The 15,672-nt window shown below is 70.5% G+C and carries 9 protein-coding genes and 2 pseudogenes; 8 read left to right on the plus strand and 3 right to left on the minus strand.

The features are described from left to right. Nucleotides 1-195 precede the first annotated feature (195 nt). The gene (locus ACFZBP_RS05015; RefSeq protein ID WP_391410011.1) at nt 196-3,090 is read left to right on the plus strand and encodes an AAA family ATPase; all 2,895 of its coding nucleotides are present in this window, start codon (nt 196-198) and stop codon (nt 3,088-3,090) included. On the opposite strand, the gene ACFZBP_RS05020 is transcribed toward ACFZBP_RS05015, so the two are convergent. Further along, a complete protein-coding gene (locus ACFZBP_RS05020; protein WP_391410013.1) occupies nt 3,074-5,947 on the minus strand; it encodes an AAA family ATPase in 2,874 nt (957 codons plus the stop codon). The two genes, ACFZBP_RS05015 and ACFZBP_RS05020, sit on opposite strands and share 17 nt — an antisense overlap. A gap of 440 nt (nt 5,948-6,387) precedes the next feature. Between ACFZBP_RS05020 and ACFZBP_RS05025 the strand changes: the two genes are divergently transcribed. The 4 genes from ACFZBP_RS05025 (at nt 6,388) to wrbA (ending at nt 9,835) form a co-directional block, all read left to right on the plus strand. Beyond that, entirely contained in the window at nt 6,388-7,377 is a 990-nt protein-coding gene (locus tag ACFZBP_RS05025; protein WP_391410015.1) for an ROK family glucokinase, read from the plus strand. Between the two features lie 38 nt (nt 7,378-7,415). Next, nucleotides 7,416-8,849 carry a sugar porter family MFS transporter gene (locus tag ACFZBP_RS05030; protein WP_391410017.1) on the plus strand — a complete coding sequence of 478 codons (1,434 nt, stop codon included), beginning with the start codon at nt 7,416-7,418 and terminating at the stop codon, nt 8,847-8,849. Between the two features lie 38 nt (nt 8,850-8,887). Continuing rightward, complete coding sequence (locus ACFZBP_RS05035) at nt 8,888-9,130, plus strand: WhiB family transcriptional regulator (protein WP_391410366.1); 243 nt, start codon at nt 8,888-8,890, stop codon at nt 9,128-9,130. Between the two features lie 93 nt (nt 9,131-9,223). Beyond that, nucleotides 9,224-9,835, plus strand: a complete 612-nt coding sequence (wrbA, locus tag ACFZBP_RS05040; RefSeq protein WP_391410019.1) for an NAD(P)H:quinone oxidoreductase — start codon at nt 9,224-9,226, stop codon at nt 9,833-9,835. Between the two features lie 25 nt (nt 9,836-9,860). On the opposite strand, the pseudogene ACFZBP_RS05045 reads toward wrbA, so the two are convergent. Together ACFZBP_RS05045 and ACFZBP_RS05050 are read right to left on the minus strand one after the other, a co-directional pair. Beyond that, nucleotides 9,861-10,004: pseudogene (locus ACFZBP_RS05045) on the minus strand (PIG-L family deacetylase); the annotation flags it as partial. 118 nt (nt 10,005-10,122) lie between these two features. Continuing rightward, nucleotides 10,123-10,743: a DUF5134 domain-containing protein gene (locus ACFZBP_RS05050; RefSeq protein ID WP_391410021.1), complete on the minus strand. Its 621-nt coding sequence runs from the start codon at nt 10,741-10,743 to the stop codon at nt 10,123-10,125. Between the two features lie 187 nt (nt 10,744-10,930). Here ACFZBP_RS05050 and ACFZBP_RS05055 point away from each other — a divergent pair, with 187 nt between their 5' ends. The 3 genes and pseudogenes from ACFZBP_RS05055 to ACFZBP_RS05065 all read left to right on the plus strand — a co-directional run. Beyond that, the gene (locus tag ACFZBP_RS05055; protein WP_391410023.1) at nt 10,931-11,671 is read left to right on the plus strand and encodes an NAD(P)H-binding protein; all 741 of its coding nucleotides are present in this window, start codon (nt 10,931-10,933) and stop codon (nt 11,669-11,671) included. A 57-nt stretch (nt 11,672-11,728) separates the two neighbouring features. Next, nucleotides 11,729-14,416 carry a pyruvate dehydrogenase (acetyl-transferring), homodimeric type gene (gene aceE / locus ACFZBP_RS05060; protein WP_391410025.1) on the plus strand — a complete coding sequence of 896 codons (2,688 nt, stop codon included), beginning with the start codon at nt 11,729-11,731 and terminating at the stop codon, nt 14,414-14,416. 114 nt (nt 14,417-14,530) lie between these two features. Continuing rightward, a pseudogene (locus tag ACFZBP_RS05065) lies at nt 14,531-15,672 on the plus strand (2-oxo acid dehydrogenase subunit E2); the annotation flags it as partial.

Raw genomic sequence — 15,672 nt, forward strand, 5'->3', positions numbered from 1 at the left:
CCGACGGTCGCCCACCACATGTCCTCCGTTCCCGAGGGAAACGGTGGCTGCGGATCAGCCGTACGCCTACCGGAGACCGTACGGAACAGGATCATGCAGTCACCTGACCGATGTTAGCGCTTTCCTGCTCAGGCACGGTGGGACCCGGATGACCACCGCTCGATGGCGCCGACACCGATAACGTACGGAGTGCCCATGCCGCTCCACTCGCATACGACAGGGCCGTCGCCGGCTCCCGATGAAGCGGCGCAGACACAGTGGCCGCTGCTGCAGCCGCCCTCCGTGCCGCGTACGGCCGCGCCCGGACGATTCAGTGGAAGGGTCTTCTTCGACGGCAACACGCCGCCTGCAGTAGTGGGGCGTGCCCAGCAGCTGCGGGAGATCACGGCCTTCCTCGGGACGGGGACGGGCGAAGGCGGGCGCGCGCTGTTGCTCCGCGGGGAACCGGGTGTGGGCAAGACCGTGATGCTGGGCGAGATCGCCAAGGCCATGTCCACGGCGGGGGCCCGGGTGCTGTCGGCCACCGGCGTCCAGTTCGAGGCCGACCTCGCCTACGCCGGTCTGCACCAGTTGCTCTTCCCTCTGCACGACCGGTTCGACGGCATCGGAAGCTCGCACCACGTGGTTCTGCGCGGTGCACTGGGGTTCGACTCAGATCCGGTGCCCGACAGGCTCCTCGTCTCCCATGCGGTGTTCTCCCTGCTGCGCCGAGCGGCCACCGAACGCCCTGTGTTCGTCGTCGTGGACGACCTGCCCTGGCTCGATCGGCCCAGTTCGGCGGTGCTGGCCTTCGTCGCCCGTCGGCTGGCGGGCAGCCGTATCGGTTTCCTCGCGGCCGCCAGGTCGGGAGCCGGGACCTTCTTCGACGGAGCCGGTCTCACCCGGTACGAGGTGCCGCCGCTGGATCACAGCGCTGCGGCGGAACTGATCGGCGCCCGCTTCCCGGGTCTCACCGCACGCGTACGGCGCCACGTCCTCGCGCAGGCTCAGGGCAATCCCCTCGCGCTGTTGGAGCTTCCCGCCGCGCTCAGCAGCCCGCAGCGCGGGGCGCCGGCCGATCTGCCGACCGTACTGCCCCTCCCTCCAAGCCTCCAGACGCTTTACGCTTCGCGCCTGTCCGGTCTTCCCGCCGCATCGCAACGGCTTCTGCTGCTCCTCGCGCTCGACGGCACCGGGGATCTGGGCGTCCTGCGGATCGGGCCGGAAGACACGGTGGGGCTGCGTGCTCTGGAAGCGGCGGAATCCGAGGGTCTGATCGCCGTCGACGGCGCGAACCGCCGGGTCACCTTCCCTCACCCGATGATCGGGGCTGCCGTCGTCGAGGCCTGCACGTTGACCGAGCGCTGCCAGGCTCATCGCAGGCTCGCCGAGGTCCGTGCGGAGGAGCCCGAGCGTCGAGCGTGGCATCTCGGAGAGGCGACCCTCGCGCCGGACGAGCAGGTCGCGGACCTCCTTGAGGAGGCCGGGCACCGCTTCGACCGGCGCGGTGACACCGCGGGAGCGGTCGCGACCTGGACCAGGGCCGCCGAGCTGAGCCCTCGACCGGCCGACCGGGTACGCCGGCTGACGGCGGCCGCCTACCTCGATGCCGACGCGACCGGTGAGCTGCGGGCGGCTTCCGAGCTCCTCGACCGTGCCCGGCGCGCGGGCCCAGATCTCTCAGGCTCTCCGCTCGCTGCCGCCACCGCGGCGATCCTCCTGCTCAACAGCGGTGACGGCGACGTCGACTCGGCCCACCGCCTGCTCGTGGCCGCCATCGAGGCCGGCCCGCACGGACATGATGCCGGGGACGACGCTCTCATCGAGGCCCTGTACACCCTGCAGTCGGTGTGCTTCATCGGCGGCCGCGCCGCCCTGTGGGAACCCTTCCACGCGGCGCTCGATCGCCTGAAGCCGGCCCCTCCCCCGCTGCTCTCCGTCTGCGGCAAGACGTTCGGCGATCCGGCCCGGACCGGGGTGGCGGGCCTGAAGGAGCTCGATTCGATTCTTGCCGGGATCCGGGACGAGGAGGACCCGGGGCAGATCGCCCGCGCCGGCACGGCGTGTCTCTACGCGGACCGGCTCGCGGATGTGCGGGAGGCCTCCTGGCGTGTGGTCCGCCAGGGGCGCCGGGGCGGCCCCGCCCGCAGGCACCTCGATGCGCTCATGAACCTGTGCCTGCACGAATTCCAGACCGGTGAGTGGGAGGAGGCCGCGAGGCTGTCCGACGAAGGCTTGCGGATCTGTGAGGAACTCCCGTACCGGGTCTGCTCCTGGTACTTCCAGTACAACCGGGCTCTGCTCGCCGCAGTCCACGGGCGTTTCGAGGCGAGCCGAGCCCTGGCCGATCGCATCACCCGGTGGGCAGTGCCCCGTGGTGCTCTGGGTGTCGTGGCGTTCGTCAATCATGTCCGGGTGCTCGCCGATCTCGGTGACGGCGACTACGAAGGTGCCTACCACCACGCTGCGGCGATCAGTCCGGCCGGCCGCCTGGCGTCCCATGTCCCCCACGCCCTGTGGGTCTGCATGGATCTCGTAGAAGCGGCGGTCCACACCCAGCGCGCCACCGAGGCCGAGGCACACGTCCGTGCGCTCCAGGAGTCCGGCGTCGCCGCGCTCTCCCCCCGGCTGGCGCTGCTCGTGGCGGGCTCGGCCGCGCTTGTGGCGTCCGACGACGACGCGCCGGGACGTTTCGAACAGGCCCTGGCCGTCCCGGGAGCCGAGCGCCGACCGTTCGATCTGGCCCGGATCCGGCTGGCTTACGGGCAACGCCTCAGGCGCATGCGCTCGGTCACGGAAGCGCGAGAACAACTGGACGCGGCGTCAGAGGTGTTCGAGCGTTTGGACGCCAGGCCGTGGGCCGCCCGGGCGACGGGCGAACTCCGGGCCATCCGTCGGGGGCGGACCAGGGCAACGGCCGATGACGTGACGCTCACCCCGCAGGAACTGGAGATCGCCCACCTCGCCGCCTCCGGGTTGACCAACAAGCAGATCGCGGAGCGTCTCTTCCTCTCGCCCCGTACCGTGGGCTCGCACCTCTACCAACTCTTCCCGAAGCTCGGGATCGCCTCCCGAGCGGCACTCCGGGACGCGCTCACGAGTCTTCCCTGACATCCCGCTGACGAGATGTACGGGCCTCTGCGGCACGTTCCGGTCCGCCGGGCAGCTCTTGGAGCTTCTGGTGCGGCAGCAGCGAGGCAAGGGCCTCCCCCAGGGTGACACGGGAGGTGATGCCGAGTTTCGGGTAGATGCGGTACAGGTGGGCCGCCACCGTTCGGTGGGAGAGGAAGAGCTTCTCACCGATCTGCTTGTTGGTCATTCCCGAGGCGGCGAGCGTGGCGATCCGGTGTTCCTGCGGGGTGAGCGGATTGCTTCGCAGATCCTGGTGCACCCAGCCGGTCCTACGGCCGGTCGCCCGGAGTTCCTCTGCCGCTCGCGCGGCCCACGGGGTGGCTCCGAGATGACGGAAGGTGTCGAAAGCGGCGTCCAGGTGCGGCTGGGCTTCCTTGGCCGTGTGTGCGCGGCGCAGGTGTTCACCGCAGGCCAGGCGGACGCGGGCGAGGTCGAAGGGCCAGCGCTCGGCGCCCGGCACGGCGAGGGCCTCGTCGAAGAGCTCTGCGGCCTGGTCCTCGGGGGCGGCCATGGCCGCTGAGCCGGCGGTGATCAGGGCCAGGCGGCTGGAGATGGCGGGCAGGCCCGTCTGTCGCATCGCCGCGACATGCGCCCGTGCCTCTGCTCCGCGGCCGGTGCGGACGGCGGATTCCACGAGGTCCATGGCCACCCACAGCGCCATCGGAACGTGCTGGGCCAGCACGCCCGGAGGGCTGATCGCCGCGGCGTGCCGGTAGGCCTCCTCGTAGTCGCGGCGGCCGAGGGCCGCCAGCGCTGTCATGTGGTGTGCGAACTGCTCTACGGTCCGGGCGCCACGGGGCGCGGCCCACTCGGTGATCCCCTGTGCCAGTCCGCGCACCGTGCCCTGGTCGCCGCGGACCGCGGCGAGCAGTCCCACGCCCCGGTGGAACTGTTGGGCCAGCATGTCGTAACCGTGTTCCTCGCACAGTGCGAGACCTTCCGCGGCGAGGCGGCCGCACTCGTCCCACTGGCCGGTGACGAGATCGTCCAGACACAACACCACCAGCGCGAAGAGCGCCGACGTGACGGCGCCTCCCTCACGTCCGTCCTCGACGACACGCCAGAGGGCGGCGCGGCATCCCGCCGCCCGGTCCACGAAGAGTGCCGTCATCCCGAGCCGCCCGATCCGGGTCGGGTCGGTTTCCTGGTAGAGATCGTGGATGGCCGCGTCGAGCACCGTGAGGGCTTCCTCGGTGGCGCGTGCCGGGTCGGCATAGACATCGACGATCAGTTCCTGGAACGCCGGCAGCCCCACGGTCAGTTGTGCCTTCGCGGCGTGGTACGCGCCCCAGAAATCCGGCCTGCCGGCGCACAGGCACACCCGGCGCAGGGTGCACAACGCCTCGAAGAGCGCCTCGTCGTCACCGCCGTCGGAGCGGCCCTCGCGGGTTGTGATGGCACCCACGAGCAGCCGGTGCGCGGTGCTGACATCACCGTCACGATTGAGCAGCACGTGGGAGGCCGCGGCCGCGGCCTGCAGCGATCCTCTGAGGGCGGGGTCGGCGCGCCGGGCCTCCACCAGCAGTTCCGCCGCCGTGCGCAGCTCTCCGGCGACGTCGGAGCCCACGTAGGCGGCTTCGGCCAGGCGCCTGCTGCGGTCCGCGGGGCCGGGTGTGAGGTCGGCGGCCCGGATCAGCGCGTTGAACGCGCCGACGGCGTCACCGCGCCGGCGGACCCGATGGGCGGTCTGCTCCAGGAGCGCCGCGACATGCTCGTCCGGGTCCGGCGTGGCTTCGGCGAGGTGCCATGCCTGGCGATCGGGCTGGCCGGTCAACGCCTGGGCCAGGGCCCGATGAGCGTCCAGTCGCTGACCGCCGGTCGAGATCGAGACGATCGTCGCGCGGATCAGGGGATGGTGGAACGCCAACCGCCCCAGGCCCCGGTCCTCGACGCGCACCAGCTGGGCCCGCTCGGCCAGGGCGAGGACGTGCAGCACGTCCTCACCAGGGGTGACGGCCCGCAGCACCGGCAGATCCCCGCTGCCCTCAAGTGCGGCCAGGAGCAGCAACCGACGGGTGGGCGGCGGCAGCTCCGCGACACGGGATGCGTACAGGTCCTGCAGACGGCGGCTGAGCGGGAGGACTTCGGGCAGTACGGCTCCGGCACCGAACCGCGCGTCGCCGAGCGCCGCCGGCAGTTCCAGCAGGGCCAGGGGATTGCCCTGGGCCTGCGCCAGGACACGCTGCAGCTCGCGTGCGCCGAGCAGCGGGAACCTGGTGCGCACCAGACCGGCCGCTGCCCTGTCGTCCAGGGGCGGGACCGTGACCTCCGGAAGCCCCGCCCGTTCGAAGAAGCCTTCGAATCCCGGTCGGGAGGCGGCGAGAAGGCCCACCCGGCTGCCCGCGAGCCGCCGTGCGACGAACGCCAGCGCCGCCAGGCTGGCCCGGTCGACCCATTGCAGATCGTCGACGATCAGCAGCACCGGACGGGTCCGGGCGGCCCTGCGGAGCAACGCGAGCGCCGCCCCGTAGACGACCAGACGCTCCACCGGGGCGCCCTCGCCTGTGCCCAACGCCACCATCAGCGCCTCACGGTGGGCCGCATCGAGTCCGTCGCGCTCGTGGTGCAACGGTTCGAGCATGTGGTCCAGGCCGGAGAAGCTGAGATCGACCAGGAACTCGACCCCGTCGGAGCGCAGCACCAGCGCGTCGGCCGCCGCCGCGGTCTTCGCCGCGGTGTCCAGGAGAGCGGACTTGCCGACGCCTGGTTCCCCCGACAGCAGCAGCACCCCACCACTGCCACCGACCGCCTCGTCGACGAACGACCGCAGTAGTTCCAACTCGCGGTCGCGTCCGACGAGCCCGTCGGCCGTGCTCCGCACCGACCCCTCACCCACAGGCGACGCTCCCTTCGAGAACCGACCTGGCCGACCCGCGGCGTCGGAAGCGACGCACCGTCGCACGCTCGCCGTCTCCGGGCCGACACACCTTGCCGCAGAAGGAAGACAGCGCATGGGCGGCATCTGTGACAGGTGACGCGCGCGGTTCCGACCGCGGCGGAGGGGACGGTCGGTTCGCGGGGCGCCGGGTCCGGCCCCCTCCGGATGGCCCACCGCGGGACTGCCCGTACCGGCGCCAGTCGAATGACTCAAGCAACTCACCGTCGGCGTACGGAAGCTGTTCCGGTCAGCTCGCACCACCAGGCACGACGCGAAGGAACCGACATGCCCATCTGGCCCATCCGCCCGGCACTCACGGGCGCGCCCTTGTGCGGACACGGCGAGCACCCGGAGCCCGGCGCCAACCACCGTTCGTTCGAGAGCACGGGTGGTGCCGGATGAGCGAGCAGACCTGCGGGCTGACGGTGGGCGTCGACGTCGGCGGCACGAAGATCGCCGCCGGAACGGTCGATCCCGCCGGGGGTGTCGCCACGCGCGCCCGCCTCCCCACCCCACGCGACCCGGACCGGATCGCCGACGCGGTCACCGAGGCGGTCCGGCGGGTCCGCGAGGGCCGGGACGATGTCCGCGCGGTCGGCGTCGGAGCCGCCGGATACGTGGACGCGGAGCGGTCGACGGTGCGCTTCGCGCCCAACCTGGGCTGGCACGACAAGGCGATACGGGACATCGTCCAGGAGGCCACAGGGCTTCCGGTCGTGGTCGAGAACGACGCGAACGCCGCCGCATGGGGGGAGTTCGTGCACGGAGCCGGCGCCGGGCACGAGGACATGCTGATGGTCACCGCCGGCACCGGTTTCGGCGGAGGCATCGTCAGCAGGGGCCGGCTCTTCCGCGGCCGCTTCGGCATGGCGGGCGAGATCGGCCACTACCGGGCGGTCCCCGACGGTCTGCCCTGTCCCTGCGGTCAGCGCGGCTGCATGGAGCAGTACGCGAGCGGAGCGGCCCACACGCGGCGCGCCCGCGACCTGGCGGCCGCCGATCCCGGGCGTGCCGCGGCCGTGCTCGCGCTGGGCGACGGCACGCCCGCCGGTCTCCGGGGCCGCCATGTGACCGAGGCGGCCCGCGGCGGAGACCGCTTCGCTCTTGAGGTGTTCGCTCAGTCGGGCCGTTGGCTGGGCCAGGCACTGGCCGACCTCGCCTCCGTCCTCGACCCTTCCGTCCTCGTCATCGGCGGCGGCCTCGGCGAAACCGGCGAGCTGATCCGGCGTCCGGCCGAGGTCGCCTACCGCCGTGCCCTCGGTGGCGGTGCGCACCGGGTCTACGCCGAGGTCCGCACCGCCACCGTCGGACAGGACGCCGGCCTCATCGGCGCGGCGAACCTCGCCCGCCTCCACGAGTTGCTCTCGTCCCCGGCGATCCGCTTCTGAAAGCGGTTACGGCCGGTCTTGTGAAGGAGTCCCTTTCCATGACCTCCAACACCAGTCCCCTGGGGCCCGCCCGCACTGTGGCCGCGTCCCACGCATCCAGCCTCCGCCGCATCACCGGCATCTCGGCAGCCGCGTCGATCGGCGGATTCCTCTTCGGCTACGACAGCGCCGTCATCAACGGTGCCGTCACCGGGATCCAGCACCGATTCCACCTCACGACCGGCCAGACGGGCACCATCGTGGCCTCGGCGCTGCTCGGTTCCGCTGTCGGAGCCGCCGTCGCGGGGCGCCTCGCCGACCGGGTCGGACGTCTGCGGGTGATGTACCTCGCCGCCATCCTCTTCACGATCAGCGCACTCGGTTCGTCCATGCCGTTCTCCGCCTGGGACCTGGGAGCGTGGCGGGTCGTCGGCGGCGTGGCGATCGGTCTCGCCTCGCTCATCGGGCCCACCTACATCGCCGAGGTCGCACCGCCCGACCATAGGGGCCGACTGGCCTCGTTCCAGCAGGCGGCCGTCGTGCTGGGGATCACCGCCTCCCAGCTGGTCAACTGGGGTATCGCGCAGGCCGCCGACGGCGGGAGCGAGAATCCGCTGGGGCCCCTGCGGGCCTGGCAGTGGATGCTCATGGCCGCTGTCGTACCGGCGCTCGCGTACTTGTTTTTCACCCTCCGTATCCCGGAGTCGCCGCACTTCCTCGTGGCGAAGGGCCGTCTGCACCGGGCGCGCGCGGTCCTGCGCGACCTACAGGGCACGGACACGGACTCCGAGAGCCGGATCGCCGAGATCCAGCATGCGCTCAGGACCGACCACAAGCCGCTGGTACGCGATCTGCTCAGCCGACGTTTCGGGCTGCTGCCGATCGTCTGGGCCGGCATCGGACTGGCCGTCTTCCAGCAACTCGTCGGCATCAACGTCATCTTCTACTACTCGTCGCTGCTGTGGCAGTCGGTGGGTGTCGACCAGTCCGGCTCCCTGCTGATCAGTCTGTCCACATCGATCATCAACATCGTCGGCACCGTCGTCGCCATGCTCCTGATCGACCGGGTGGGCCGTAAACCGCTCGCGCTGACCGGCTCGGCCGGTATGGCCGTCTCACTCGCCTTCGCCTCGTGGGCGTTCTCCTACCGGACGGGCAGCGGCGGCAGTCTGTCGATCCCGGACACCCAGGGCACCGTGGCACTGATCGCCGCGCACGCCTTCGTGTTCTTCTTCGCCGTCTCCTGGGGGGTGGTGCTCTGGGTGATGGTCGGTGAGATGTTCCCGCTGAGGATCCGCGCCGCCGCGATGTCGGTGGCGACCGCGGCCAACTGGGTCGCCAACTGGGCCGTCACCGAAAGCTTCCCCCGTATGTCGGACTGGAACCTGTCGGCCACGTACGCCCTCTACGCCGGTTTCGCTCTGCTCTCCTTCGTCTTCGTCGCCGCCCTGGTACGCGAGACCAACGGCAGGAAGCTGGAGGAGATGGGATGACGCCGGCGAACGGACATGGCTCATCCGCCCGTTCGGCGATGAGCTGGTGGAGTGCCGCACACTGCCGCGGCACGGACATCGAGACCTTCTTCCCGCCTCCGGGCGACCAGGCGGCCGTCCAACGGGCGCTGACAATCTGCGGTCTGTGCCCCGTGCGGATTCCCTGCCGTCGATACGCCCTGCGCCACCGGGAACGATATGGCATCTGGGGCGGGTTGACCGAGGGCACGCGCGACACCCTCATCCGCATCGGGCCCCGCAGTGGCCCCTCTTCCGGTTGAGCAACGGCCCCGGTCGGATGACCGATGCCCGTATCCCGGTGCATCGCGAGGCTGTTGCCGAATCACCCGTCACATCGCCCCCCAGGAATCGTCATGAACTCTTCGGTAAACGTCGCCGTCATCTACTACTCGTCCACCGGGACCGTCTTCGAACTCGCCAAAGCCGCGGCCACGGCCGCGGAGAAGGCGGGGGCCGAAGTGCGGCTTCGCAAGGTGGCGGAGCTGGCGCCACAGGAGGCCATCGCCACCAACCAGGGCTGGTCCACCCATCTCGCCGCCACCCAGCACATACGCGTCGCGACTCTCGACGACCTCGACTGGGCGGACGCGGTCATGCTCGGGTCACCCACCCGGTACGGACTGCCCGCGGCCCAGCTCAAGCAGTTCATCGACACCTCGGGGCCGCTGTGGGCGCGGGGCCGGCTGGCGAACAAGGTCGGCTCGTCGTTCACCGCGACGGCGACAGCGCACGGCGGTCAGGAATCGACGATCCTTGCGATCAACAACACCTTCTACCACTGGGGTGCCGTCATCGTCCCGCCTGGCTACGCCGACCCGATCCAGTTCGAGGCCGGCAACCCCTACGGCACGAGCCACGTGTCCCGCAACGGTGAGATCCCGCCCGGGCAGACCGAGCTGGCCGCCATCGACTTCCAGGCGAGCCGGGTCGTGGACATCACGCGGCGGTTGCGTACGGAGGTGTGACGACCGTTCCTTCCGCTCCGCCGCGTGCCCTGCTCCGGACAGCGTGGCCCACGGCCACGTGATCCGGGGTGTTCCAGACGTCCGGACCCCAGGTGACACGGTGGTTGAGGGTGATCAGCAGCTCGGGCCGGTGACGGCGGATGGCGGCGGCGATGTCGCGGCGCAGAGCGTCGCGCCGGCACCCGAGGGGGCGCGGGCGGCGGTCAACATCGTTGTCAGCGGCCGGACGGTACCGGCACAAGGGCCTCGACGAACCGGGCAGCACCGGGGGCGACCGGTACGGGCGGTCAGTGGCGCATAAGGAGCATGACGACCGTGCCCAGGCTCATCGATCCGTCCCAGAAGTGGCGGTACGGCTTCCCTGTGCTGGAGCCGTCCTGCATGCGCCGGGCCCGGCCGAGCGCGGGCATCTCGCGGGTCAACGACCGTAGAGCGCAGCCGAGGAGGCAGAGCGCCAGTACTCCGGTGACCGCGTCAGCGATCTGCGAGTGCTCGGCCACGTGGCCTACGTGCACGGCCTGGTGCATCGCCGGGAGGCCCTCGGTCGGGGGTTCGTGCGAGGGGTCCGCAGTGGAGTAGGTCATCCAGGCCATCGCGGCCATGCCTGCCGCGTAGGGCAGGCTCCGCCTGATCGCGGTCGGCCACGGCTCCGGGCGGCGGCCGACCGCGGTCAGGGGAAACCAGAGCGCGGCGGCCGCGAAGAACACTGTCGTCGGTGCCTGCGGCAAGAGGCGACCCCAGCTCCACGGCATCACCGCCATGGCCAGGGCCATCGCGGTGTGCAGGAGCTGGTCGACGCGGTCCCGCCGTCCCGAACCACGTGACAGGACGCCGTGCCGCAGCGCTTGGACGGCAGCGGCCGTGAACAGCGCTGTCAGCGTGCAGTTCACCACGTCAGCAGCAAGCATGCCGTCTCGCGCCCTTCCTCGATGTCGTTTCCCAGAGGTGACCGCACGGCCTGCGGATTCGTGACACGCGGGGACGGTGTCACAACGTTGACCCGCGCCTGGTCCTAGGTGGAGTGAGGCGGCTGACTTCGCCCGTCACCGTCCCGAAGACACCAGTCGGGGTCGCCGACGATGGGAAGGGATTCACATGAGAGTCGTTGTTGTGGGAGCCACCGGGCTGATCGGTTCCAGGACGGTGGCCAGGCTCCGGGACCACGGTGTGGAGGTGGTGACCGTGTCCCGCAGTGAGGGAGTCGACGTCACCACGGGGAAGGGCCTCGCCGAGGCACTGCGGGGTGCGGAGGTGGTCGTGGACGTCACCGACGCGCCCTCACGTACGGACAAGGAGAGCGTGGAGTTCTTCGCCCGTGCCACGGACACCCTGGTCGAGGCCGCGGCCACGGCAGGCGTGGAGCATTACGTGGTCCTGTCCGTCGTCGGGGCCGAGCGGCTGGAGGCCGGGTACTTCCGTGCGAAGCTGCTGCAGGAGGACCTGGTGCGGCGTTCGCGGATTCCGTTCTCCTCGTTGGTGCGTGCCACGCCGTTCTTCGAATCCGTCGAGGCCATGGCGCTGATGAACACGTACGGAGACGGTGTGCACGCCGCGCCGGTCCTGATGCGTCCCGTATCGGCGGACGATGTCGCCTCCGAGGTCGCCCATGTCGCCCTGGGAGTACCGCTGTTCGGCGTTCTTGAGATCGCCGGCCCCGAGGAACACCGCCTCGACGACCTCACCGCGAAGCTGCTCGCCGCGCGCGGCGACATGCGTGAAGTGGTCATCGATGCCGACGCCCCCTTCTTCGGCGCGCGGATCGAAGAGAGGACGCTCCTGCCCGCACCGGCCGCCCACTTGGGACACGGAACGTTCGCCCAGTGGCTCGCCCGGTGATGACCGTGTCCGTGTGACCCGACACCTCCCCCTCCCTCGCGAGAAAGGAAAGCCGCCATGAGTGATCCGGCGCGGCTCACAGAACACTCGGCGACGAGTGAGCTCGACCAGCTGCCCGACCGTGACGCCGAGGAGACCGCGGAATGGCAGGCATCGCTCGACGCAGTCATGAAGAACGCCGGGCCGGAACGCGCCGTGTATCTGATGCGACGTGTGCACGAGTACGCGATCCGGTCCGGGATCGCACTCCCCCGGCTCCTTTCCTCGGACTACATCAACACGATCCCGGCGTCCGCCCAGCCCACGTTCCCCGGCGACATCGCCATGGAGTCCCGCATCACCGCTCTCAACAGGTGGAACGCGGCAGCGATGGTGACCCGCGGCTCCCGCCTGGGACTCGGCGGCCACATATCCACGTACGCCTCCGCTGCCTGGCTCTACGAGATCGGGTTCAACCACTTCTTCAAGGGCAAGGAACGGGACGGCTCCGGCGACCAGTTGTTCCTGCAGGGGCACGCGTCGCCGGGCATCTACGCCCGTGTGTTTCTCGAAGGGCGCCTGCGCGAGGACCAGTTGGACGGCTTCCGGCGCGAGGCGGACGGCCACGGGCTGCCGTCCTACCCCCACCCGCGACGGCTGCCGTGGCTGTGGGAGTTCCCGACCGTGTCCATGGGGCTCGGCCCGCTGGCAGCCGTCTACCAGGCGCGCTTCAACCGCTACCTGCACGCCCGTGGCATCAAGGACATGTCCGCCTCTCGGGTGTGGGCGTTCCTCGGGGACGGGGAGACGGACGAACCCGAGGCGCTGGCCGCGCTGGCGCTCGCCACCCGTGAGGGTCTGGACAACCTCACCTTCGTCGTCAACTGCAACCTGCAGCGCCTGGACGGCCCGGTACGGTCCAACTCCAAGATCGTTCAGGAGCTGGAGGCTCGGTTCCGCGGCGCGGGCTGGAACGTGGTCAAGTCCCTGTGGGGCGAGGCCTGGGACCCGGTGCTGCGGCAGGACGCCACCGGAGAGCTCGTGCGCCGCCTCGGCGAGGTGCCCGACGCGCAGATGCAGACGTACGCCGCGCGGGACGCCGCCTACCTGCGCGAGCACTTCTTCACCGGTGACACCCTCTCCGGTATCGCCGCGGGACTCAGCGACGCCCGGCTGGTGGAGATGTTCGAGAACTCGCGCGGCGGTCACGAACCGCTGAAGGTCTATGCCGCCTACCAGGCCGCGATCGAGCACCGCGGGGCCCCGACCGTCGTTCTCGCCCAGACGGTGAAAGGACACACCCTGGGCCCGGACTTCGAGTCGCGCAACGCGAACCACCAGATGAAGAAGCTGACCATGGAGCAGTTCCGCCGGATGCGCGACACTTTGGAGCTGCCCATCCCGGACAGTGCCCTGAGCGGGGACCTGGTGCCGTACTGGCATCCTGGTGAGAACTCCCCCGAAGTGCAGTATCTGCGCGACCGACGCACCGCACTGGGAGGTCCCCTCCCGATACGCGACGTCGTCGCCAAGCCTCTCAAGCAGCCTCCGTCGCGTCCCTTCGAGGCCCTGGAGAAGGGCTTCGGCAAGCAGGAGCTGGCCACCACCATGGCGCTCGTCCGCCTGGTCAAGGACCTGATGCGTGACGGGGAGACGGGACAGCGCTGGGTGCCGATCATCCCCGACGAGGCCCGTACCTTCGGACTGGAGTCCCTCTTCCCGACAGCCGGGATCTACTCGCCGGAGGGGCAGACGTACGAACCGGTCGACGCCGACCAGCTGCTCTACTACCGCGAGGCCAAGAGCGGCCAGCTCATCGACGAAGGCATCACCGAGGCCGGTTCCATGGCCGAGTTCACCGCGGCGGCGACCTCGTACGCCACGCACGGCGAGCCGATGATCCCCTTCTACATCTTCTACGCCATGTTCGGTTTCCAGCGGACCGGCGACCAGTTCTGGGCACTCGCCGACCAGATGGGGCGCGGGTTCGTCGTCGGGGCGACGGCAGGCCGTACGACGATGACCGGCGAGGGCCTGCAACACGCCGACGGGCATTCGCATCTGCTGGCCTCCACCAATCCGGCGGCAGTGTGCTACGACCCGGCCTTCGCCTATGAGATCGCGGTGATCGTCAGGGAGGGGCTGCGGCGGATGTACGGCGACCAGCCCGAGGACGTCTTCTACTACCTGACGGTCTACAACGAGCCGAAGCGGCAACCGCCCATGCCCGCGGGGCCGCTGGTGGCGGAGGGCATCCTGCGGGGCATGTACCGGTTCCAGCCGGCTCAGGCCCACGACGCCGGGCCACGGATCCAGTTGCTGGCCTCGGGCACGGCGATCCACTGGGCTCTGCGGGCCCAGGAACTTCTCGAGTCGGCGTGGGGAGTGCACGCCGACGTCTGGTCGGTGACGTCCTGGACCGAACTGCGGCGTGATGCCTTGAGCGCCGACCGGGCACGGCTCGGCGGCGAGGAACGCGTCCCGTATGTGACGCGTGCGCTGTCCGGGGCACCAGGGCCGGTCCTGGCCGTCAGCGACTGGATGCGACAGGTGCCCGACCAGATCAGCCAGTGGGTGGAACAGGACTACTCGTCGCTGGGAACGGACGGTTTCGGTCTGTCGGACACCCGCGACGCCGTTCGCCGTTACTTCCGGGTCGACGCCGAGTCGATCGTCGTGGCGGCCCTGGACCAGTTGGCCCGGCTCGGTGCAGTCGCCCCGGACACGGTCACGCGGGCCCGCGAGCGACACGGCTGGCAGGGGTGAACCGCGCCCGCAGCGTGCCGGCGGCGCATCCGCGCACCGCGGGCGCTGGAAGCGAACAAAGGGTGCCGCGCGCCCTACAGCCCCATGAGGAGCAACGACATCATGGCAGTCTCAGTCACCTTGCCGGTCCTCGGCGAGAGCGTCACCGAGGGCACCGTCACCCGTTGGCTCAAGGAGGTCGGCGATACGGTCGAGGCCGACGAACCCCTCGTGGAGGTGTCGACCGACAAGGTGGACACCGAGATCCCCTCCCCCGCGGCCGGCGTCCTGCTGGAGATCACCGTCGCCGAGGACCAGACGGCCGAGATCGGCGCCGAACTCGCCGTCATCGGGGCGCCGGAGCCGGTTCCGACAGCGGCCGGGCTCGACCTCGCATCGCCCGTGCTCGAAGCACCGGCTCCCGCGGCGCAAGCGCCGGCCGACCCTGTTCCGAGGCCCGCGCCTCGATCCGTGGCGCCCACGCCTGTGGCGGCCGGCACCGTGCCCACCCCGCTACCTGCGCCCGGGCCGGTGGAGGCATCCTCGCTGCGCGGGCAGACCGTCCCGATGCCTCGCATCCGCAAGATCATCGGTGCCAGTCTCAAGAAGGCCCTACTGGAGCAGGCGCAGCTGACCTCCGTCGTCGAAGTCGACGTCACCAGGCTGATGGGGTCGCGTGCCCGGTCGATGGACGGCTTCGCCTCGCGCGAGGGCGCCCCGTCGTCCCCGACGCGTTCTTCGTCAAGGCGGCGGCACAGGCAGTCAAGGCGCACCCCGTCGTCAACGCCCGGATCAACGAGGGCGAGGGCACCGTCACCTACTTCGACACGGAACACATCGGCATCGCGGTGGACACCGAGAAGGGCCTGACGACTCCCGTCATCAGGAACGCGGGCGACCTGAGCGTCACCGACATCGCACGGGCTGCCACCGAACTCACCGAGAAGGCCCGCGGCGGCGGACTCGCCCCGGACGACGTGTCGGGTGCCACCTTCACCGTCTCCCACGCCGGGTCGCACGGAGCCCTGTTCGACACGGTCATCGTGCCATCGGGCCAGGTCGCCGCCCTGGGCGTCGGCGCCGTCCTCCGGCGTCCCGCGGTCGTGGAGGCCGAGTCGGACGCCGGCACCGGGATCCGTGACCTGGTGTACGTGTCGCTGTCCTACGATCACCGCCTCGTGGACGGTGCGGACGCCGCCCGTTACCTGACGACAGTCAAGGCGCTCCTGGAGAACGTCTCGTTCGCCGGTGACCTGTTGTCCGGCGCGGATGCCTGA

This window comes from Streptomyces sp. NPDC008086 (assembly GCF_042957325.1).
Lineage (GTDB): Bacteria > Actinomycetota > Actinomycetes > Streptomycetales > Streptomycetaceae > Streptomyces.